17 protein-coding genes are annotated in these 20,049 nt (G+C 66.8%); 6 read left to right on the top strand and 11 right to left on the bottom strand.

Translation table 11 applies throughout. From position 1 onward, the window contains the following. Nucleotides 1-7 precede the first annotated feature (7 nt). The 6 genes from rnr to WAZ62_RS18100 form a co-directional block, all read right to left on the bottom strand. Nucleotides 8-2,296, bottom strand: coding sequence for a ribonuclease R (gene rnr / locus WAZ62_RS18125; RefSeq protein ID WP_422644941.1), 2,289 nt, complete (start codon nucleotides 2,294-2,296; stop codon nucleotides 8-10). Between the two features lie 5 nt (nucleotides 2,297-2,301). Next, nucleotides 2,302-4,965: a type I DNA topoisomerase gene (gene topA / locus WAZ62_RS18120; RefSeq protein ID WP_422644940.1), complete on the bottom strand. Its 2,664-nt coding sequence runs from the start codon at nucleotides 4,963-4,965 to the stop codon at nucleotides 2,302-2,304. A 36-nt stretch (nucleotides 4,966-5,001) separates the two neighbouring features. Further along, nucleotides 5,002-6,114 (bottom strand): DNA-processing protein DprA, encoded by a 1,113-nt coding sequence (gene dprA, locus WAZ62_RS18115; protein WP_422644939.1) that lies wholly within the window; start codon nucleotides 6,112-6,114, stop codon nucleotides 5,002-5,004. Between the two features lie 50 nt (nucleotides 6,115-6,164). Next, a complete protein-coding gene (locus WAZ62_RS18110; protein ID WP_422644938.1) occupies nucleotides 6,165-7,154 on the bottom strand; it encodes a bile acid:sodium symporter family protein in 990 nt (329 codons plus the stop codon). Nucleotides 7,155-7,236: 82 nt separating this feature from the next. Next, nucleotides 7,237-8,076, bottom strand: a complete 840-nt coding sequence (gene fghA / locus WAZ62_RS18105) for an S-formylglutathione hydrolase (protein ID WP_422644937.1) — start codon at nucleotides 8,074-8,076, stop codon at nucleotides 7,237-7,239. 118 nt (nucleotides 8,077-8,194) lie between these two features. After that, nucleotides 8,195-9,307, bottom strand: a complete 1,113-nt coding sequence (locus WAZ62_RS18100; RefSeq protein WP_422644936.1) for an S-(hydroxymethyl)glutathione dehydrogenase/class III alcohol dehydrogenase — start codon at nucleotides 9,305-9,307, stop codon at nucleotides 8,195-8,197. 192 nt (nucleotides 9,308-9,499) lie between these two features. Here WAZ62_RS18100 and WAZ62_RS18095 point away from each other — a divergent pair, with 192 nt between their 5' ends. Continuing rightward, on the top strand, nucleotides 9,500-10,873 hold the full coding sequence (locus WAZ62_RS18095) for a class II 3-deoxy-7-phosphoheptulonate synthase (RefSeq protein WP_422644954.1): 1,374 nt from the start codon (nucleotides 9,500-9,502) through the stop codon (nucleotides 10,871-10,873). A 44-nt stretch (nucleotides 10,874-10,917) separates the two neighbouring features. Further along, complete coding sequence (upp, locus tag WAZ62_RS18090; RefSeq protein ID WP_422644935.1) at nucleotides 10,918-11,565, top strand: uracil phosphoribosyltransferase; 648 nt, start codon at nucleotides 10,918-10,920, stop codon at nucleotides 11,563-11,565. 21 nt (nucleotides 11,566-11,586) lie between these two features. Here upp and WAZ62_RS18085 read toward each other — a convergent pair whose 3' ends face one another. Both WAZ62_RS18085 and WAZ62_RS18080 read right to left on the bottom strand, forming a co-directional pair. Then, nucleotides 11,587-12,132: an MOSC domain-containing protein gene (locus tag WAZ62_RS18085; RefSeq protein ID WP_422644934.1), complete on the bottom strand. Its 546-nt coding sequence runs from the start codon at nucleotides 12,130-12,132 to the stop codon at nucleotides 11,587-11,589. 74 nt (nucleotides 12,133-12,206) lie between these two features. Further along, complete coding sequence (locus WAZ62_RS18080; RefSeq protein ID WP_422644933.1) at nucleotides 12,207-12,458, bottom strand: hypothetical protein; 252 nt, start codon at nucleotides 12,456-12,458, stop codon at nucleotides 12,207-12,209. 65 nt (nucleotides 12,459-12,523) lie between these two features. Here WAZ62_RS18080 and WAZ62_RS18075 point away from each other — a divergent pair, with 65 nt between their 5' ends. The 4 genes from WAZ62_RS18075 to ade all read left to right on the top strand — a co-directional run bounded on the left by WAZ62_RS18075 (nucleotide 12,524) and on the right by ade (nucleotide 16,574). After that, entirely contained in the window at nucleotides 12,524-13,234 is a 711-nt protein-coding gene (locus WAZ62_RS18075) for a sigma-70 family RNA polymerase sigma factor (RefSeq protein ID WP_422644932.1), read from the top strand. Next, entirely contained in the window at nucleotides 13,218-13,985 is a 768-nt protein-coding gene (locus WAZ62_RS18070; protein WP_422644931.1) for an anti-sigma factor family protein, read from the top strand. Before WAZ62_RS18075 ends, WAZ62_RS18070 begins: the two co-directional genes overlap by 17 nt. A gap of 22 nt (nucleotides 13,986-14,007) precedes the next feature. Further along, nucleotides 14,008-14,721 (top strand): Bax inhibitor-1/YccA family protein, encoded by a 714-nt coding sequence (locus WAZ62_RS18065; protein WP_422644930.1) that lies wholly within the window; start codon nucleotides 14,008-14,010, stop codon nucleotides 14,719-14,721. 140 nt (nucleotides 14,722-14,861) lie between these two features. Continuing rightward, a complete protein-coding gene (gene ade, locus WAZ62_RS18060; protein ID WP_422644929.1) occupies nucleotides 14,862-16,574 on the top strand; it encodes an adenine deaminase in 1,713 nt (570 codons plus the stop codon). Here ade and guaD read toward each other — a convergent pair. The 3 genes from guaD to WAZ62_RS18045 all read right to left on the bottom strand — a co-directional run bounded on the left by guaD (nucleotide 16,561) and on the right by WAZ62_RS18045 (nucleotide 20,046). Further along, the gene (gene guaD, locus WAZ62_RS18055; RefSeq protein ID WP_422644928.1) at nucleotides 16,561-17,862 is read right to left on the bottom strand and encodes a guanine deaminase; all 1,302 of its coding nucleotides are present in this window, start codon (nucleotides 17,860-17,862) and stop codon (nucleotides 16,561-16,563) included. The two genes, ade and guaD, sit on opposite strands and share 14 nt — an antisense overlap. A gap of 123 nt (nucleotides 17,863-17,985) precedes the next feature. Next, on the bottom strand, nucleotides 17,986-19,071 hold the full coding sequence (locus tag WAZ62_RS18050) for a BMP family ABC transporter substrate-binding protein (RefSeq protein WP_422644927.1): 1,086 nt from the start codon (nucleotides 19,069-19,071) through the stop codon (nucleotides 17,986-17,988). 45 nt (nucleotides 19,072-19,116) lie between these two features. Then, nucleotides 19,117-20,046, bottom strand: a complete 930-nt coding sequence (locus WAZ62_RS18045; RefSeq protein ID WP_422644926.1) for an ABC transporter permease — start codon at nucleotides 20,044-20,046, stop codon at nucleotides 19,117-19,119. Between the last annotated feature and the right edge of the window lie 3 nt (nucleotides 20,047-20,049).

Here is a 20,049-nt window from a genome sequence, read left to right as displayed (position 1 = left end):
CGTGTACTTAAGTGCGCTTTCTGGACTTCTTCAAGGGTGCGCGACCCCGTGACGCGCCCGTGCCCGCGCCCCGGCGGAAGCGGGGGCCGGGACGGGGGGCATCCTCGGCGCCGTCTTCGCCGTCGCCGGGCCGGGCGATGGAAAACACCAGGCCGCCGGTGATCGGCGTCGCCTCGCGCAGGGTCACCTTCACCTGATCGCCGAGGGTGAAGCGATTGGCCGGGTTGCGCCCGATCAGGGCATGGGCCGCTTCGTCGTGGCGGAAGAAATCATTGCCGAGGGAGGAAATGGGCACGAGACCGTTGGCCCCGGTCTCGTCCAGGGTGACGAAGAGGCCGAAACGGGTGACGCCCGAGACCCGCGCGGTGAAGACCGCGCCCACCCGGTCGGCCATATAGGCCGCCAGATAGCGGTCGGTCGATTCCCGCTCCGCCGCCATGGCCCGGCGCTCGGTGGTCGAGATATGTTCGGCGGTTTCCTCGAACAGGGGCACCTCGTCGTCCGACAGGCCGCCGTCGCCGAGCTTGCAGCCCCGGATCAGCGCGCGGTGCACGAGAATGTCGGCATAGCGCCGGATGGGCGAGGTGAAATGGGCGTAGCGCCGCAGGGCAAGGCCGAAATGGCCGATGTTCTCGGGCGTATAGACCGCCTGGGCCTGGCTGCGCAGGACGATTTCGGCGACCGCGCGGGCGTGCGGCCCCTCGCTTGTGCGGGCGAGAATGCCGTTGAACTGCCGGGGTTTCAGCACCTGGCCCTTGGCCAGCTTGATGTCGATGGTGCGCAGGAATTCGCGTAAAGCGTCCAGCTTGGTCGCGGTCGGCTGGTCGTGCACCCGGTACATGCAGGGCTGGCGCCGCGTCTCCAGTTCCTCCGCCGCCGCGACATTGGCGAGGATCATGAATTCCTCGATCACGCGGTGGGCATCGAGGCGGGCGCGCGGCTCGATCGAGAGGACATGGCCGCTGGCGCCGAGGCGGATCACCCGCTCGGGCGCGTCGATCTCCAGAGGCTCCCGCTTCTCGCGGGCGATCATCACGGCCTTCCAGGCGGCCCACAGGGGCTTCAGGACGGGCTCCAGCAAGGGGCCGGTCATCTCGTCCGTCTTGCCGTCGATCGCGTCTTGCGCCTGGGCGTAATGGACCCCGGCGGCGATGCGGATGAGGGCGCGGGTGAAGCGGTGTCGGATCTTGTTGCCCTCGGAATCGAGCCAGAGGTGCAGGGCGAGCGCCGCCCGGTCCTCCCCCTCGATCAGGGAGCAGAGGTCGGTCGACAATTCCTCCGGCAGCATGGGCACCACGCGGTCGGGGAAATAGGCGGAATTGCCGCGCTCCTTCGCCGCCCGGTCGAGGGCGGAGTTGGGCCGGACGTAATGGGCGACATCGGCGATGGCGACCACCACATGATGCCCGCCCGGGTTCTTCGGATCACCGTCCGGCTCGGCGTAGACGGCATCGTCGTGATCGCGGGCATCGACGGGGTCGATGGTGATGAGGGGCAGGGGACGCAGGTCCTCGCGCTTGCCGAGAGTGACGGGCGCGGCCTTCCTGGCTTCCTTGATCGCCTCGGGCGGAAAGGCGACGGGGATGCCGTGGCTGTGGATCGCGATGAGGCTGATCGACTTCGCCTCGCCCATGTCGCCAAGGCGCTCGCGCACGCGGACCTTGGGCAGGCCCATGGGGCGGCCGGGCATGGTTTCGGCCGAGACCAGTTCGCCGTCGAGGGCGCCCTTCAGGTCGGCGCTGTCGATGCGGTAATCGGTCTTGGAACGGCGGTCGACGGAGACGAGCCGCGCCTCGCCGGATTTTTCCATGCGGATGACGCCCATCACCCGCTCCGCCTCGCGGGAGAGGGCGCGCATGATGGTGGCGCGATAGCGCGGGTGGCCCAGATGGTTCTCGCCCCGCTCGATCCGGGCCAGCACGCGGTCGCCGACCGTGGGGGCCGGGCCGGGGTGCTTGCCGGGCAGGACGTCGATTTCCGGCACATCGAGCCCTTCGGGCCATTGCACCGGGCGGGCCAGCAATTCGCCGTCCTCCGGCGCCTCGATCACCTCGATGACGGCGATCGAGGGCAGGGCACCCGCGGCGACGAGGCCGCGGCGGCGCTCCCGCCCGACAATGCCCTGATCGGCCATTTCCGCCAGCAGGCGTTTCAGCTCGATCCGCGCATCGCCAGTGATGCCGAAGGCGCGGGCGATTTCCCGCTTGCCGACCTTGCCGGGATGATCGGCCAGGAACTTGGCGATCTCTTCCTTGGTCGGAAGCGGGGTGCCGGCCCGGGGCGGACGCTTCGCCACGCCGATCAGCCCGCCTTCTTCTTGGCGGCGGCCGGTTTCTTGGCGGCGGTTTTCTTCGCCGCCGGCTTCTTGGCCGGGGCCTTTTTCACCGGGGCGTCCTCGCCCTCGGTGGCGGCGGCTTTCCTGGGCGCGGCCTTTTTCGGGGCGGCCTTCTTCTTGCCGCCACCCTTGGCCGCCTTGGCCGCGAGCAGGGCCAGGGCTTCCTCGAGCGTCACCGACTGCGGATCATTGCCCTTGGGCAGGGTCGCGTAGATGCCATTCCACGAAACGTAAGGGCCGAAGCGGCCGTCCATGATGGTGATGGGCTTGCCGTCCTCGGGGTGTTCGCCGAACGCCTTCAGGGGCTCCGCCGCCGCGCGCTTGCCGCGCTTGGGCGGCTCCGCCAGCAGGGCGACGGCGCGATTGAGGCCGATCGAGAAGACTTCCTCCGAGGTCGGCAGGTTCACATAGCGCCCGTCGCACAGGATATAGGGGCCATAGCGGCCGATCCCGGCCTGGATCACCTTGCCGGTCTCGGGATGCGGGCCGACGTCGCGCGGCAGGGACAGGAGCGCGATCGCCTTGCCGAGGTCGATGGCGTCGGGCGTCACATCCTTGGGCAGGCTGGCGCGCTTCGGCTTCTCGCCGTCGCCCTGCTGGACGTAAGGCCCGAAGCGGCCGGAGCGGAGCGAGATCTTCTCGCCGCTCGCGGGATCGTCGCCCAGGACCTTGATGCCATCCTCGCCGATCGCGGTCTTCTGCGCATCGTCGCCCGCCATGCCGAACTGCCGGGTGAAGCGGCATTCGGGATAATTGGTGCAGCCGATGAAGGCGCCGAACTTGCCGAGCTTCAGCGACAGGCGGCCGGTGCCGCAGGACGGGCAGACGCGCGGATCCTTGCCATCCTCGCCCTCGGGGAACAGATGCGGGCCGAGGAGCTGGTCCAGCGCCTCGATCACATCGGAAATCTTCAGGTCCTTGGTGCCGTCGATCGCCGTGATGAAGTCGGTCCAGAAGGCGCGCAGCACTTCCTTCCAGCCGAGCTTGCCGGCCGAGACATCGTCGAGCTGTTCCTCGAGATTGGCGGTGAAGCCATATTCGACGTACTTGGAGAAGAAGCTCTCGAGGAAGGCGGTGACGAGGCGGCCCTTGTCCTCGGGGATGAAGCGGTTCTTGTCCATCGTGACATAGGCGCGGTCGCGCAGCGTCGTCAGGATCGAGGCATAGGTCGACGGCCGGCCGATGCCCAATTCCTCCAGCTTCTTGACGAGGCTGGCTTCGGAATAGCGCGGCGGCGGTTCGGTGAAATGCTGGGCGATGGTGACGGGACCACGGCGCAGCCCCTCGTCCTTGATCAGGCGGGGCAGGCGGCCGCCCTCTTCATCGTCCTTGGCCCGGTCGTCCTCGCCTTCCTGATAGAGGGTGAGGAAACCGTCGAACAGCACCACGGAGCCCGTGGCCCGCAGCACGACATTCCTGTCGCGCGAGGTGACGTCGACCGTGGTCCGCTCCACCCGGGCGCTCGCCATCTGGGAGGCGAGGGCGCGTTTCCAGATCAGTTCGTATAGCCGCTGCTGGTCGGGATCGAGCCGGCGCAGCTTGTCGGGCAGACGGGCGAAATCGGTCGGCCGGATCGCCTCATGGGCTTCCTGCGCGTTCTTCGCCTTGGTCTTGTACATGCGGGGCGCGTCCGGCACATAGGCCTTGCCGTAGCGGTCGTCGATCAGGCCACGGGCGGCATGGATCGCCTCGTTGGCCATGGAGACGCCGTCGGTACGCATGTAGGTGATGAGGCCGACGGTCTCGCCGTCGACGTCGATACCCTCATAGAGCCGCTGGGCCAGCTGCATCGTGCGCTGGGCGGAAAAGCCGAGTTTCCGCGCCGCTTCCTGCTGCAGGGTCGAGGTGGTGAAGGGCGGCGCCGGATTGCGGAAGCCGGGCTTCGACTCGACGGCATCGACGTGGAAGTCCCGGCGCTCGATCGCGGCCTTGGCCTCTTCCGCCTTCTCGGCATTGTTGATGTCGAACTTGTCGAGTTTCTTGCCGTCGAGATGGGTCAGGCGGGCGTCGAAGCCGCTGCCGTCGCCGGCCGCGAAATGCCCGAGCACCGACCAGTATTCCTGGGTCTTGAACCGCTCGATCTCCAGTTCGCGGTCGCAGATCAGGCGCAGCGCGACCGATTGCACCCGGCCGGCCGAACGGGCGCCCGGCAGCTTTCGCCACAGCACCGGCGACAGCGTGAAGCCGACCAGATAATCGAGCGCGCGGCGGGCGAGATAGGCGTCGATCAGTTCCTGGTCGAGGATGCGCGGCGCCTTGATCGCCGCGGTCACCGCCGATTTGGTGATCTCGTTGAAGGTGATGCGGCCGACCTCGACCCCCTTCAGCGCCCTCTTCTCGTTCAGGATCTGCAGCACATGCCAGGAAATCGCCTCGCCCTCGCGATCCGGGTCGGTGGCGAGATAGAGCCGATGGGCGCCCTTCAGCGCCTTGGCGATGTCGGCGATCCGTTTCTTGGCGTCAGCGTCGATTTCCCAATCCATGGCGAAATCTTCGTTGGGGCGGACGGAGCCGTCCTTGGCGGGGAGATCGCGGACATGACCAAAGCTCGCGAGCACGGTGTAATCGTGCCCGAGATACTTGTTGATGGTCTTGGCCTTCGCCGGCGACTCGACGATGACGACGTTCATTGGGTCTCGGTTCTACAGCGCAGAAGCAAAAAACGGTCAGATCAGCGAGACCCGCCCGCCGGCATGGCGCATCAGGCGGCCAGCCAGTTCCAGTTCGAGCAAAATGGTGAAAACTACAGGGAGTGTCAATTCGGCTTGCCTGAGCAACTCGTCGACGGCAATCGGAACAGGTGAAAGAAGCTGGACGATCCGGGCCCGGTTGCGCTCGATCTCCCTCTCGTCCGGGGGGCTTGCCGGGCCGGCGGCATAACCGTCGCGCGCAGGCTCGGCCAATGGAACCTCGACCATCGGGCTGAGAATATCAACCACTTCGGCACCCGACTCGACAAGACGGGCGCCCTGGCGGATCAGGTCGTTGGCGCCCCGGGCCCGGGGATCGAGCGGACTGCCGGGCACCGCCATCACTTCGCGGCCCTGTTCGAGGGCGAAGCGCGCGGTGATCAGGCTACCCGACTTCAGCGCCGCCTCGACCACGACGACGCCAAGGGCAAGGCCCGAGATCAGGCGGTTGCGGCGGGGGAAATGGCGGGCCTGGGGCTGGGTTGCGACCGGCATTTCGGCGACGACGAGGCCGGCCTCGGCGACGCGGGCCTGCAGGTCGGCATGTTCCGGCGGATAGACGACATCGATGCCGCCGGCGACGACGGCGATGGTCCCCGTGTCGAGCGCGGCGATATGGGCGACGCCGTCGATGCCCCGGGCCAGGCCCGAAACCACGACCATCCCGCTGCGGCCGATATCCCCCGCCATCTCGCGGGCGAGGCGTTGGCCGGCCGCCGAGGCATTGCGGGCGCCGACCATGGCCGCCGCCGGCTGGCGCGCAAGGCCGATATGGCCCTTCACGGTGATCAGTGGCGGCGCCGCCTCGATCGCGGCGAGAAGGCGGGGATAGTCGGCGTCGCCCTTGGCCAGGAAACGGGCGCCGGCCTTCTCGGTCGCCGCGATCTCGCGCTCGGCCTCGGCTTTGCTGGGCACGCGCAGCGCCTTGCCGCCGCCCCTGCGGGCGAGACCAGGCAGGGCATCGAGCGCCGCCGCCGCCGTGCCGTAGAGCGACAGCAGATGATCGAAGGCGACCGGCCCCACCGTCTCCGTGCGGATCAGGCGCAACCGGTCGACGAGGTCACCACGAGAAATTGTCCTGTTGCTCACATGCGCTCCGCTCTTGGGCGGATGCATTGTGGACGGGCTTTTCGTTCGCCTCAAGCCTGTGTGGTGGGGTTGGCGGCTTCCGTGCCGTGGTGATTGGCGATCACCGAGACGATCACCAGCTGCAGGAAGTGATAGATCATGATCGGTACAATGATCAGGCCCAGGGCCGGATTGGCGCCGAAGATGATGCCGGCCAGCGGCACGCCGGTCGCCAGCGATTTCTTCGAGCCGCAGAACAGGGCGGCGATCCGGTCCTCGCGGTTGAAATGCATCAGCTTGCAGGGGATCGTCAACAGGCCGTAGACGACGAAGAACAGGACGACCGAGGCGACGGCGATCTCGACCAGCATCGCCGGGTCGTGCTGTTGCCACAGGCCGCTTTCGACGGAATCGCAGAAGGAATTATAGACGATCGCCAGGATCACGGTCCGATCCATCAGCTTGATCAGCCCGGCATGGCGCGTCGCCCAGCCGACCAGCGGCCGGTGCAGGATCTGGCCGATCACGGTCGGCAGCAGGACGAGCAGCACGATCTTCAGGATGACGGTGCCGAGCGGCAGGGCGGGCGCCCCGCTCTGGCTCAGATACCAAGCCATCAGGGCCGGGGTGGCGAAGACGCCGATCAGGCTCGACAGGCTGGCGTTGAACAGGGCGCCCGGGACATTGCCCTTCGCCATCGAGGTCATGGCGACCGACGAGGACACGGTGGAGGGCAGGGCGGCGACATAGAAGAAGCCGGCCCAGATCTCCGGCGGGAACAACGGTGTCACCGCCTTCTCGGCGCCGAGGGTGATCAGCGGGAACAGCACGAAGGTCCCGACGACGACGACGAGATGCAGCCGCCACTGCATGAGGCCGGCCCGCATCTTCTCGGGCGCGAGGGTCAGGCCATAGAGAAAGAAGACCACGGCGATGCCGTAGGACGAGACCCATTCCATATGGAGAAAGCCGCCGGTCCGGCCCGGCTCCGGCAGGAGCACCGCCAGCACGACCATGCCGAACAGCGACAGCAGGAAGGGATCGGTCAGGACTTTTTTCATCGGCGCGAACAGTCAAAAAACAGGCAGGAAGGCGCGACCTTGCCCGTCCTGCCCGCGACCTGTCCATCGCCTTGTCTGCAGGTCAGCTCTTCAGGCGCATGGCGTGCCAGCCTATGTGGCTGGCCATGAAGGTCGAGATGAAGTGGTAGGAATGGTCATAGCCTTCCTGCAGGCGAAGGGTGAGGTCGATCCCGGCCCGGTCGCAGGCGGCCTTCAGCAATTCGGGCTTCAGCTGGCCTTCGAGGAAATTATCCGCCGTGCCCTGATCGACCAGGATCTCGGCCAGACGGGCGCCATCCTCGATCAGGGCGACGGCATCATGGCGGCGCCATTTCGCCGGATCGGCGCCGAGATAGGCGGGAAACGCCTTCCGGCCCCAGGGCACCCGCGCCGGCGCGACGATCGGCGCGAAGGCCGAGACCGAGCGGAAACGGCCGGGGTGGCGCAGCGCGACGGTGAGCGCGCCGTGCCCGCCCATGGAATGGCCGGTGATGCCCTGGCGGTTCATGTCGAGCGGGAAATGCGCGGCGACCAGGGCCGGCAATTCCTCCGTCACATAGGTCCACATGTTGAAATGCGGCGCCCAGGGCGCCTGCGTCGCGTCGACATAGAAGCCCGCGCCCTGGCCGAGGTCATAGGCGTCGTCATTGGCGACACCCTCGCCGCGCGGGCTGGTGTCCGGGCAGAGGATGGCGATGCCATGTTCCGCCGCCGCCTTCCGATACTCGCCCTTGTCCATGACATTGGCATGGCTGCAGGTCAGGCCCGAGAGATAGGTGACGAGGGGCACCTTGCCAGCCCGGGCCTGCGGCGGCAGGTAAAGCGCGAAGGTCATGCTGCCGCCGGTCGCCGTGGAGGCGTGGCGATAGACACCCTGAAGGCCTTCGTGGGCCTTGTGCAGTTCGACGGTTTCGAAGGTCATGCCGGGGTTCCGATGCTCTCCTCAAGCGTCATCCCGGCGAAGGCCGGGATCCCGAGGGAGGTGATATTGTGCCTTATCCATCGCGTGGTCCCGGCTTTCGCCGGGACCACGATCCGGCTCAGAACGTGATGACGGCGCGGATGGACTTGCCGTGATGCATGAGGTCGAAAGCCTCGTTGATCTGCTCGAGAGGCAGGACATGGGTGATCATCGGGTCGATCTCGATCTTGCCGTCCATGTACCAGTCGACGATCTTCGGCACGTCGGTCCGGCCGCGCGCCCCGCCGAAGGCCGTGCCGCGCCACGACCGGCCGGTCACCAGCTGAAAGGGACGGGTCGAGATTTCCTGACCCGCCGCGGCGACGCCGATGATGATGCTCTCGCCCCAGCCCTTGTGCGCGCACTCGAGCGCCTGGCGCATCACCGTCGTGTTGCCCGTGCAGTCGAAGGAATAGTCGGCGCCGCCCCGGGTCAGTTCCACCAGATGGGCGACGATATCGCCCGAGACTTTCTTCGGGTTGACGAAATGGGTCATGCCGAAGCGCCGGCCCCATTCTTCCTTGTCGTCATTGAGATCGACGCCGACGATCATGTTGGCGCCGACCATGCGCAGGCCCTGGATGACGTTGAGGCCGATGCCGCCGAGGCCGAAAACGACGGCATTGCAGCCGACGCCGGCCTTCGCCGTGTTGATCACGGCGCCGACCCCGGTGGTCACGCCGCAACCGATGTAACAGACCTTGTCGAAGGGCGCGTCGGTGCGGATCTTGGCGAGGGCGATCTCGGGCACCACGGTGTAATTGGCGAAGGTCGAGGTGCCCATGTAATGGTGCAGCGGCTGGCCCTTGTAGGAGAAGCGGCTGGTGCCGTCGGGCATCTGGCCGCGGCCTTGGGTGATGCGGATCTTCTGGCAGAGATTGGTCTTCCGCGAGAGACAATATTCGCATTCGCGGCATTCCGGGGTGTAGAGCGGAATGACGTGATCGCCGGGCTTCAGCGTGGTGACGCCGGGGCCGCATTCGACCACGACGCCCGCGCCCTCATGGCCGAGGATGGCCGGGAACAGGCCTTCCGGATCGGCGCCCGAGAGGGTGAAGGCATCGGTATGGCAGACGCCCGTCGCCTTGATCTCGACCAGAACCTCGCCCGCCTTCGGGCCTTCCAGCTGCACATTGACGATCTCTAGCGGTTTGCCGGCCTCGAAGGCGACGGCGGCGCGGACGTCCATCACGGATTCTCCCTGTTCATGGCGGCGCGCAGTGTTCCAGAGCGGCGCTGGACAGGCAACCGCGCCGTCCGGCGCATGGGCCCCTGCGCCGGACGGGACGGTCGAGGTCCCGGGGATTGCCCGTTCCGCTGGCGTTCTTTCCACAAACTCCCTATATGTGTCGTCCCTATCGAAGTAGAGACCCGGAACAGAATGATGGGTAAGCCCTGGAGCCTAGACAGCTGGCGCAACCTGCCGATCAAGCAGGTGCCCGAGTATCCCGATGCCGCGCAGATCGCGGCGGTCGAGGAGAAGCTCCGGTCCTATCCGCCGCTGGTGTTCGCGGGCGAGGCGCGGAACCTGAAGAAATCGCTGGGCGAAGTGGCCGAGGGGCGGGCTTTCCTGCTCCAGGGCGGCGACTGCGCCGAGAGTTTCGCCGAGTTCCACCCGAACAATATCCGCGACATGTTCCGCGTCATCCTGCAGATGGCCGTGGTGCTGACCTTCGCGGCCTCCTGCCCGGTGGTGAAGGTCGGCCGTATCGCCGGCCAGTTCGCCAAGCCGCGTTCGGCCCCGAACGAGGAAATCGGCGGCGTCACGCTGCCGTCCTATCGCGGTGACAATGTCAACGGTCCGGAATTCACGGCCGAGGCGCGGGTCCCCGACCCGAACCGCCTGCTGCAGGCCTATGGCCAGTCGGCGGCGACGCTGAACCTGATCCGCGCCTTCGCCCAGGGCGGCTATGCCGATCTTGCCCAGGTGAACCGCTGGAACATGGGCTTCGTCTCCGGTCCCGCCATGGAACGGTATCGCGACATCGCCCAGCGCATCGAGGAATCGCTGAACTTCATGCGTGCCTGCGGCGTGACCGGCGAGACGACCCCCGCGCTGCGCCAGACCGATTTCTACACCAGCCACGAAGCGCTGCTGCTCGGCTACGAGCAGGCGATGACCCGCGAGGATTCGACCCAGGGCGGCTGGTACGACACCTCGGCCCATATGCTGTGGATCGGCGAGCGCACCCGCAATCTCGATGGCGCTCATGTCGAGTTCATGCGCGGCATCAAGAACCCGATCGGCTGCAAGGTCGGCCCGACCATGGAGCCGGACGAGCTGATCCGCCTGATCGATGCCCTCAACCCGAACAACGAGGCCGGCCGCCTGACCCTGATCACCCGCATGGGCCATGATCAGGTCGAGCGCAAGCTGCCGGCCCTCGCCCGCGCGGTGAAGCGGGAAGGGCGCAAGGTCGTCTGGTCCTGTGATCCGATGCATGGCAACACGATCAAGTCGGCGTCCGGCCTGAAGACAAGGCCGTTCGACCGCATCCTGACCGAGACGCGCGGCTTCTTCGCCGTCCATCAGTCGGAAGGCACCTATGCCGGCGGCATCCATCTCGAGATGACCGGGCAGAATGTCACCGAATGCATCGGCGGCGCGGTCGACATCGTCGACGAGCAGCTGGGCGATCGCTACATCACCCATTGCGACCCGCGCCTCAATGCCTCGCAGGCGCTGGAACTCGCCTTCCTGCTGGCCGAAGGGATCAAGCAGGAAAGGGTGGGCGCCATGCTGGCCGCTGCCTCGTGACGGTGCTGTAATAGGCCCTCGGAGCCTTGAGTCTGAGGGATCAAATGACTGAACATGCCAGCGACCCGGGGGTGATCCTCGTCGATCATCCCCTGGTCCAGCACAAGCTGACCATCATGCGGAAGAAGGAAACCTCCACGCTGGGGTTCCGCCGTCTGCTGGGCGAGATCGCCATGCTGCTCGCCTATGAGGTGCTGCGCGACGTGCCGACCGAACTCGTCGAGATCGAGACGCCGATCAAGACCTGCATGATGCCGCAACTCGCCGGCAAGAAGCTCTGCCTCGTCTCGGTGCTGCGCGCGGGCGACGGGCTTCTGTCGGGGATGCTCGATATCCTGCCGGCGGCCCGGGTCGGCCATGTCGGTCTTTATCGCGATCCCAAGACACTGCAGGCGGTCGAATATTTCCTGAAGCTGCCACGCGATATCGACGAGCGCATGGCGATCGTGCTCGATCCCATGCTGGCGACCGGGAATTCCGCCGTCGCCGCCATCAACAAGGTGAAGCAGGCCGGCTGCAGCTCGATCAAATTCGTCTCGCTGCTCTCGGCGCCGGAAGGCATCGCCACCCTCCGCAAGGCGCATCCCGATGTCACGGTCTATACCGCCGCCATCGACGAATGCCTGAATGATCACGGCTATATCGTGCCCGGCCTCGGCGATGCCGGCGACCGCCTGTTCGGCACCAAGTAACCCCGTCTCCCGGGGTTTCCGTCACACCGGCGCCAGCGCCTGACGGGGCGGGGCGGGCAGGGTGATCGTGATGGCATCGCCGGGCTGGACCGGGCCATCGCGGAGCACGATCGCCATCACGCCCGCTTTCCGCACCAGTTGGCCGGCGGCGTCGCGGCCGAGCACGGCCTGGGTCAGGCCTTGCTGGAAACCATCGATCTGGACGCAGGGGTTGCGCAGGCCGGTCAGTTCGACCTCGGCCAGGGCGCCGAGGCGCAGCCTGGTGCCGCGTGGCAGGGCGAGGAGATCGAGGCCCCTTGTGGTGACATTCTCGCCCAGCTCGGCCGGGCGCACGACAAAGCCGGCGCGGGCCAAGTCCTCGAACAATTCGGCATGGATCAGGTGGAGCTGGCGCAGGTTCGGCTGCATCCGGTCGCGGGCGACGCGGGAGCGATGCTGGACATTCACGCCGGCATGCGCGTCGCCGATCACGCCAAGCCCGGCCATCAGCTCGATGCGGGGCAGGGGCTGCTTGCTGAAGCCGTGACGAGGACTGGCGGCGACAGCGACAACGACGGGATCAGACATGCGACACTCCCCGGATCGGCGGGCCGCACTATGGGCCAGCCGAAGGGGAGGGGCAAGATGGCGTCAGGCCGCCGTCAGGCGTTGAGGTCGTCGACCGACCACAGGTTCAGCGGACCCTGATGGGCATTCAGCGTGCCCTTCTGGCGCATGGCGGCGACGGCATGGGCGACGAGGTCGCGGGCCTGGGCTTCCGGTTCCTGTGCCATCATCAGGCGCTTCACCGCGGCATCGATCACGGCCGGGCGATTGGGAATCTCGCCCAGGGCCTGGACTTTCAGAATGGCGGCCTGGATGGCTTTTTCGGCATCGGCGAGGGTGGCATTCATGGGAGTATCCTTTCCTTGCATCCGTCGATAAGGCGTGGTGCCGCTTGGTTGACTGTTCCTTCCGGATGGACTTGTCCAATTGCGATCATGGCATCCGAATGTGGTGGAACCGTGGCGGCGTCCGGGTCCCATTTACGTCGCGTCATCGACAGGATTCCTTGCGCTGCGTCATTCGGTGGGGACGACGGCGATTTGTCGCATTTTCCGGGGAAGGAAAGCGGGCGCGGCAGCGTATATGGACCATGACGCAGGATACGATCAGAGCGCGGGTGATCGGGGAACTCGGCCCCTTGCGCCGCTATGCCCTGGCCCTGACGCGGGATGCCGTCGCCGCCGACGATCTCGTGCAGGAAGCCCTGCTGCGCGCTTTCGAGCGCCGGTCGAGCTTCCGCCCGGATGGACCCTTGCGCAGCTGGCTGCTGTCGATCCTGCACAATTGCTTCATCGATGGCCGTCGCCGCGACGATGCGCGGGGCCGGCGCGATGCCGCCTTCATGGCCGATGAGCACAGCGCCCCGGCACAGGAGCACGCAGTGCGCCTCGGCCAGGTGGCGGCCGCCTTCCTCGGTCTGCCGGCCGAACAGCGCGCGGGGCTGCACCTTGTCGCGGTCGAGGGTCTGTCCTACGCCGAAGCGGCCGCGATCCTCGATATTCCCGCCGGTACCCTGATGTCGCGCATCAGCCGGGCGCGCGCGGCGCTGCGGTCGATGGAAGACGGCCAGGGCCGGCCGCATGGCCTTCGTTTGGTGGGAGGGGCAGATGACCCAGCCGGTTGATCCGATCACCGCCTTCGACCTCGACGCTTTCGTCGACGACCAGCTGCCGCCCGCGCGGCGGATCGAGGTCGCGAGCCATCTGGCGGGTGATCCCGCCGCCGCCGCGAAGGTGATGGCCGACATCGGCCGGCGCGATGCCCTGCGCCTCGCCTTTCCGCCGCCGGATCAGCCGGACCCCGCGCTGGTCGATGCCGCCGGTCGTCTGGCCGAGGGGCTGGAACGTCGCCGTCCCATGGGCGCGCTGCGCCGGATCGCCGCCGTGCTGGCCATCGGCTTTGTTGGCTGGGCCGCCCATGGCGTGCTGGGACCGATGATGATTTCCGACAGTATCGCCTCCGCCCGGCCCCCTGCCTTCGTCGATGATGCGCTGCGCGCCCATCAGGCGGCCTTGCTGCGGATGGAGGCCCATGACGGCGCCGTCGAGTCCTTCGACGCCGACGAAATCCGGGCCGCAACGGCGATGACCCTGCCCATGTTGCCGGGGGGCTGGCGTGTCCTCGACCTGCAGATCTTCCCCTCGACCTATGGGCCGAGCGTGGAGATGACGCTGGATGCCGACCGTCTTGGCCCGCTGTCGCTCTTCGCCGTGCGGCCGGGCGATTTCGCCGTCACCCCGGTTTCCATCGCCCCCGGCGGCGGGCCGGCGGCGGTCTACTGGCAGATGGGCGAAGTCGCCTATGCCCTGACTGGTGGCGGCGACGAAAAAGCCCTGGCCGATGCGGCAGCCACCCTTTCCAACAGCCTGTTCTGAACACCGACAAGGAGGATGTGACGTGAACAACCCGAATTATGCCTGGCAGGCCGGTGCCGCCACGCGCGGCGCCCTGTTCGACGAGGGCCTGCGCCGCCACATGCTGCGGATCTACAACTACATGGGCCTCGGCCTCGTGGTCACGGGCCTTGTCGCCTTCATCGTCGGCACGACGCCGGCGCTGTTCGTGCCGATCTTCGGCACGCCCCTGAAGTGGGTGGTGATGCTGGCACCGCTGGCCTTCATCTTCTTCTTCTCGTTCCGCATCGAGAAAATGTCGGCCGGCACGGCGCAGGGCATGTTCTGGGCCTTCTGCGCGGTCATGGGCCTGTCCATGGCCTCGATCTTCCTGGTCTTCACCGGGACCAGCATCGCGCGGACCTTCTTCATCGCCGCCGCCATGTTCGGCGCCACCAGCCTCTATGGCTACACGACCAAGCAGGACCTGTCGAAATTCGGCTCCTTCCTGATCATGGGCCTGATCGGCGTCGTCATCGCCTCGGTCGTGAACATCTTCCTGGGCTCCAGCGCGCTGCAGTTCATCGTCTCGGTCGCCGGCATCCTCGTCTTCGTCGGCCTGACCGCCTGGGACACCCAGTCGATCAAGGAGCAATACGCCTCCAACTACGACGCGGAATCGCAGCAGAAGATGGCGGTGTTCGGCGCCCTGTCGCTGTACCTCAACTTCATCAACATCTTCCAGCTGCTGCTGAACCTCACCGGCGAGCGGGAATAAGCTGCTCTCCATCGTCATCCCGGCCGGCGCCGGGATGACGAAGCCCAGGAGCAACACGGACGGGGAGCCTCGCGCTCCCCGCTTCGCTTTCGGGGCACGAGCGCCTACATTCAACGGGTGAAGCGTTGGAAGGCGGTGCCATGGCGAAATACGACACGAGTTTCCTCGAGCGCATGATCGATCAGGCCCTCGGCCGGATGGAGGCGGATATCGTCATCCGCAACACGCGCTTCCTCAATGTCTTCACCGCCGAGGTCGCGGAAGGCGATATCGCCATCTGCGGCGACCGCATCGTCGGCACCTACGAAGGCTATCGCGGCAAGATCGAGATCGACGGCCGGGGCCTCATTGCCGTGCCCGGCTTCATCGATACCCATGTCCATGTCGAATCCTGCCTGATCGCGCCCGGCGAATTCGACCGCTGCGTGCTGCCGCGCGGCACGACGACGGCGATCTGCGACCCGCATGAAATCTGCAACGTGATGGGCACCCGGGGCCTCGACTATTTCCTCGAGGCGGCGGCGGGCACGGTCATGGACCTGCGGGTCCAGCTTTCGTCCTGCGTGCCGGCGACCCATCTCGAGACCTCGGGCGCGACCCTGACCGCCGACGACCTGGTGAAATACAAGGGCCACAAGCATTCGATCGGCCTTGCCGAATTCATGAATGTGCCGGGCGTCCTCTACAAGGACCCGGACGTCCTCGCCAAGCTCGCGGCCTTCGAGGGTTGCCATATCGACGGCCATTCGCCCATGCTGTCGGGCCGGGATCTGAACGCCTATCTTTCCTGCGGCATCCGCAACTGCCACGAGACCACGAGCCTGCCCGAGGCGCGGGAGAAGCTGCGCAAGGGCATGCAGGTGCTGATCCGCGAAGGCACGGTGTGCAAGGACGTGGACACGCTCTCGCCGCTGATCACCGCCGATACCTCGTCCTTCGTCGCCTTCTGCACCGATGATCGCAACCCCCTCGACATTCACGAGGAAGGCCATGTCGATTACCTGATCCGGCGCGCGATCCGGGCCGGCGTGCCCGTCGCCCATGCCTATCGCGCCGCCTCCTGGTCGGCGGCGCAGGGCTTTGGCCTCCGCGATCGGGGCGTGATCGCGCCCGGGCGCCGGGCCGATATCGTGCTTCTGAACGATCTCGCGAGTTGCGACGTGAACAGCGTGATCTCGGCCGGGCATATCGTCACTCCCGGCCTGTTCGACAGCCGGATCCTGCCGGCGCCGATCGGCCTCGATTCCATGAAGCTGGCCCCGGTGGAGGCGGCGGATTTCATCACCTGTTCCTCCTCGCCGACCGGCGCGGTGATCGGGGTCGAGGCGGGCTCGGTGGTCACCGCCCACCTGACCATGACGCTGCCCTACAAGGACGGCATCCGCCTGCCGGATCCGGAAAACGACGTGCTGAAGGTCTGCGTCGTCGCCCGCCACGGCAAGAACCGCAACATCGGCCGGGGCTTCGTCAAGGGCTTCGGCCTTGTCCGGGGCGCCCTTGCTTCCTCGGTCGGGCACGACAGCCACAATGTCTGTGTGGTCGGCCAGGACGATGCCGAGATGGCCATCGCCGTGAACCGCCTGATCGAGATCGGCGGCGGTTTCGTCGCCGTGGTGGGCGGCAAGGTGGTGGGCGAACTGGCCCTGCCCATGGCCGGCCTCATCTCGCTGAAGCCGTTCGAGGGGGTACGCACCGACCTCGTCGCCCTGCGCAAGGTCGTGCGCGAACTGGGCTGCCCGCTGCCCGAGCCCTTCCTGCAGCTGGCCTTCCTGCCGCTGCCGGTGATCCCCCATCTGAAGATCACCGACAAGGGCGTCGTCGACGTCGACCGCTTCGAGCTTATCGCGGCCTGACCGCCCGCTCGCCGGCGACATAGGTGGCGGCGACCGAGCGGTCGTCGCCCATGATCATCAGGACGAAGAGTTCCTGCTCGATATCATCCTCGATCGCGGTCATGCGGTGCGCCATGGCCGGGGTGGCCGCGGCGTCGAGGACGACGACATCGGCCTCGGTTCCGATGTCGAGGGTGCCGATCTCATGGCCGAGGCCCAGCACCTCGGCATTGCCGCGCGTCATCATGTGGAAGGCGTCGAGCGGGCGCAGGGTCTGCCGGCGCAATTGCAGCACCTTATAGGCCTCGCCCGCGGTCGCCAGCATCGAATAGGAGGTGCCGCCGCCGACATCGGTGGCGAGGCCGATCCGCACGCCCCCCGCCGCCAGCCGGTCGCGGTCAAACAGGCCGGAGCCGAGGAACGTGTTCGAGGTCGGGCAGAACACGGCGATCGAGCCGCTGTCGGCCAGCATGGCGACCTCGCTGTCGTCGAGATGGATGCTGTGTCCGAAGAGCGAGCGCGGCCCCATCACGCCGAAGTGGCGATAGACGTCGGCGTAATTCCTCGCCCAGGGGTAGATCTCGCGGACGAAGGCGATTTCCTTGTCGTTCTCCGACAGATGGGTCTGGAGATAGACGCCGTCGTGCTCGCGCATGAGGGCGGCGCAGGCCTCCATCTGTTCGTCGGTCGAGGTGATGGCGAAGCGCGGGGTGACGGCATAGAGCTGGCGGCCGGTGCCATGCCAGCGCGCGATCAGGTCCTTCACCGAGTCATAAGACCCCTGGGCCGTGTCCATCAGCCAGGGCGGGGCATTGCGGTCCATCATCGACTTGCCGGCGATCATGCGGGTATGGGCGGCCGCGCTCGCCTCGAAGAAGGCATCGGCGGCGGCGGCATGGACGGTGCCATAGACGACGGCGGTGGTCGTGCCGTTGGCCAGCAGTTCATCGATGAAGAAACGCGCCATGGCCGAGGCGACGTCCGGATCGGCGAGGCGGGATTCCTCGGGGAAGGTATAGCGCTCGAGCCAGTCCATCAGCTGGGTGCCGAAGGCCGCGATGACCCGGCTTTGCGGGTAATGAATATGCAGGTCGATGAAGCCGGGCAGGATCAGCCTGCCCGAATGATCGTCGACGGGCATGTCGCCCAGGGTCGGCAGCAGCAGGCTGGCCGGGCCGCGCCGGGTGATGCGGCCGCCCTCCATCACCAGGATGCCGTCGTCGAGGTAGCGCAGGGCGCCCTTGCCGGCGCTGGCCGGATCGGCCGTGAAGTCGAGCAGGCGGCCGCGGAGGGCGCGGGGATGGGTCATGGTTGCTTCTTCTGGAATGGGCTCGGAAATCCCCCTCACCCCGGCCCTCTCCCCCAAGGGGGCGAGGGAGAACAGCCCTCTCCTCCCGGGAGGAGAGGGTGGGGTGAGGAGGGAAACGCCGTTTTACGCCGAAACGCCTTCGACGTACCAGTTCATGCCGAGCAACTCGCCGTCCGCCAGCTTGGCGCCATCGGCGACTTTCACTTCACCCTTCTGATCCTTGATCGGGCCGGTGAAGGGATGGATCGAGCCGTCGATGATGCCGGCCTTGATCGCGTCGGCGGAAGCGCGCAGCTCGGCCGGAACCGCGTCGCCATAGGGGGCGAGGGACAGATAGCCTTCCTTCAGGCCGTGCCAGGTGTCGGACGTCTTCCAGGTGCCGTCGAGCACGGCCTGGGCGCGCTCGATGTAATAGGGGCCCCATTCGTCGACGATGGCGGTCAGCTGGGCCTTGGGCGCGAAGGACTTCATGTCCGAGGCCTGGCCGACGCCGAGCATGCCGCGCTGTTCGGCGATCTGCAGCGGCGCCGGGCTGTCGGTGTGCTGGGTGATGATGTCGACGCCCTGATCGATCAGCGCCTTGGCGGCGTCGCCTTCCTTGCCCGGGTCGTACCAGGAATTGATCCAGACCACCTTCACCTCGGCATCCGGGCGGATCTTGCGGGCCCAGATCGCGGTGGCGTTGATGCCCATGACGACTTCGGGGATCGGCACCGAGGCGATATAGCCGATCTTGCCGGTCTTGGTCAGGCTGCCGGCGAGATGGCCGACGACGGCGCGGCCTTCGTAGAAGCGCGAGTTGTAGACCGAGAGATTGGGCGCGGTCTTGAAGCCGGTGGCATGTTCGAAGAAGACCTTGGGGAAGGCCTTGGCCACCTTCAGCGTCGGCTCCATGTAGCCGAAGGACGAGGTGAAGATCAGCTTGTTGCCGTCGACGGCGAGCTTGCGGATGACGCGCTCGGCGTCCGGGCCTTCGGCGACATTCTCGACATAGGTCGTCTTCACGAGATCGCCGAATTTGGCCTCGACCGCCTTGCGGCCGAGATCATGGCCATGGGTCCAGCCGAAATCGCCGACCGGGCCGACATAGATGAAGCCGATCTTCAGCGGGTCGGCCGCGCTCGCCCGTTGCAGGGGGCCGCTGGCCAGGGTCAGGCCGGCGGCGGCGCTGCCGACGATAAAGGTGCGGCGGTCGATAGGTCTGATCATCTGGGGCTCCGGTAGAGGGATGCGGTTTGAGACGACGAGGGGTGATCAGCTTGCCGGGCGGAAGGGTTTGCCGAGGCAGGCCGGTGCATCCAGCCTGCCCCGCCAGGGGCCGGCCGAAATCACGGTCAGGACGATGATGGTGGCGAGATAGGGCAGCATGTTCATGACCTGCGACGGGATGCCGATGCCGCCCGAACCCTGCAGGTAAAGCTGCAGGATGGTGACGCCGCCGAAGATATAGGCGCCGCCCAGCACGCGCCACGGCCGCCACGAGGCGAAGGCGACCAGGGCGAGGGCGATCCAGCCGCGGCCCGCCGTCATCCCCTCCACCCACATGGGCGTGTAGGAGAGCGAGAGATAGGCCCCGGCGATGCCGCTGCACAATCCGCCGAACATGACGGCGAGATAGCGCACCTTGATCACGTCATAGCCGATCGAATGGGCCGAGAGATCGGATTCGCCGACCGCCCGCAGGATGAGGCCGGCCCGCGACGATTTCAGGAACCAGGCGACCAGCACGGTCATGGCGACCGAGCCATAGACCAGGATGTCATGGCCGAAGAGCAGGGGGCCGATCACCGGCAGGTCGGAAATGCCGGGGATCGACAGCGCGCCCAGCTTCTCGACCGGGGTGCCGATGTAACTGCTGCCGATCAGCGACGAGACGCCGATGCCGAAGATGGTGAGGGCAAGGCCGGTCGCCACCTGGTTGGCCATCAGCGTCAAGGTCAGCAGGCCGAAGACGAGGGAGAGGGTGATACCGGCGAAAGCCGCCGCGATGATGCCGAGCAGGGCGCTGCCCGAGCCGACGGTGACCGCGAAGGCGATGACGGCGCCGACCAGCATCATGCCCTCGACCCCGAGGTTGAGGACGCCCGACTTTTCGGTGACCAGTTCGCCGATCGACGCCAGCAGCAGGGGGGTCGCCGCCGCGATGACGGTCAGCAGCATGGGCAGGATTGTGTCGATATTCATGGC

The sequence above is a fragment of the Zavarzinia sp. genome, from assembly GCF_049306435.1.
In the GTDB taxonomy this organism is placed as follows: domain Bacteria; phylum Pseudomonadota; class Alphaproteobacteria; order Zavarziniales; family Zavarziniaceae; genus Zavarzinia.
The sequence above is the reverse complement of the archived record's forward strand: the minus strand, read 5'-3'. Positions and strand labels throughout refer to the sequence as shown.

Bases quoted from the DNA above. Each gene is read 5' to 3' on its own strand.
- topA (WP_422644940.1), bottom strand. From the start codon at position 4,965: ATGAACGTCGTCATCGTCGAGTCGCCGGCGAAGGCCAAGACCATCAAC.
- fghA (WP_422644937.1), bottom strand. From the start codon at position 8,076: ATGACCTTCGAAACCGTCGAACTGCACAAGGCCCACGAAGGCCTTCAG.
- WAZ62_RS18050 (WP_422644927.1), bottom strand. From the start codon at position 19,071: ATGATCAGACCTATCGACCGCCGCACCTTTATCGTCGGCAGCGCCGCC.
- WAZ62_RS18045 (WP_422644926.1), bottom strand. From the start codon at position 20,046: ATGAATATCGACACAATCCTGCCCATGCTGCTGACCGTCATCGCGGCG.
- guaD (WP_422644928.1), bottom strand. From the start codon at position 17,862: ATGACCCATCCCCGCGCCCTCCGCGGCCGCCTGCTCGACTTCACGGCC.
- upp (WP_422644935.1), top strand. From the start codon at position 10,918: ATGACTGAACATGCCAGCGACCCGGGGGTGATCCTCGTCGATCATCCC.
- WAZ62_RS18075 (WP_422644932.1), top strand. From the start codon at position 12,524: ATGGACTTGTCCAATTGCGATCATGGCATCCGAATGTGGTGGAACCGT.
- WAZ62_RS18070 (WP_422644931.1), top strand. From the start codon at position 13,218: ATGACCCAGCCGGTTGATCCGATCACCGCCTTCGACCTCGACGCTTTC.
- WAZ62_RS18110 (WP_422644938.1), bottom strand. From the start codon at position 7,154: ATGAAAAAAGTCCTGACCGATCCCTTCCTGCTGTCGCTGTTCGGCATG.
- WAZ62_RS18095 (WP_422644954.1), top strand. From the start codon at position 9,500: ATGGGTAAGCCCTGGAGCCTAGACAGCTGGCGCAACCTGCCGATCAAG.
- ade (WP_422644929.1), top strand. From the start codon at position 14,862: ATGGCGAAATACGACACGAGTTTCCTCGAGCGCATGATCGATCAGGCC.
- WAZ62_RS18085 (WP_422644934.1), bottom strand. From the start codon at position 12,132: ATGTCTGATCCCGTCGTTGTCGCTGTCGCCGCCAGTCCTCGTCACGGC.
- WAZ62_RS18080 (WP_422644933.1), bottom strand. From the start codon at position 12,458: ATGAATGCCACCCTCGCCGATGCCGAAAAAGCCATCCAGGCCGCCATT.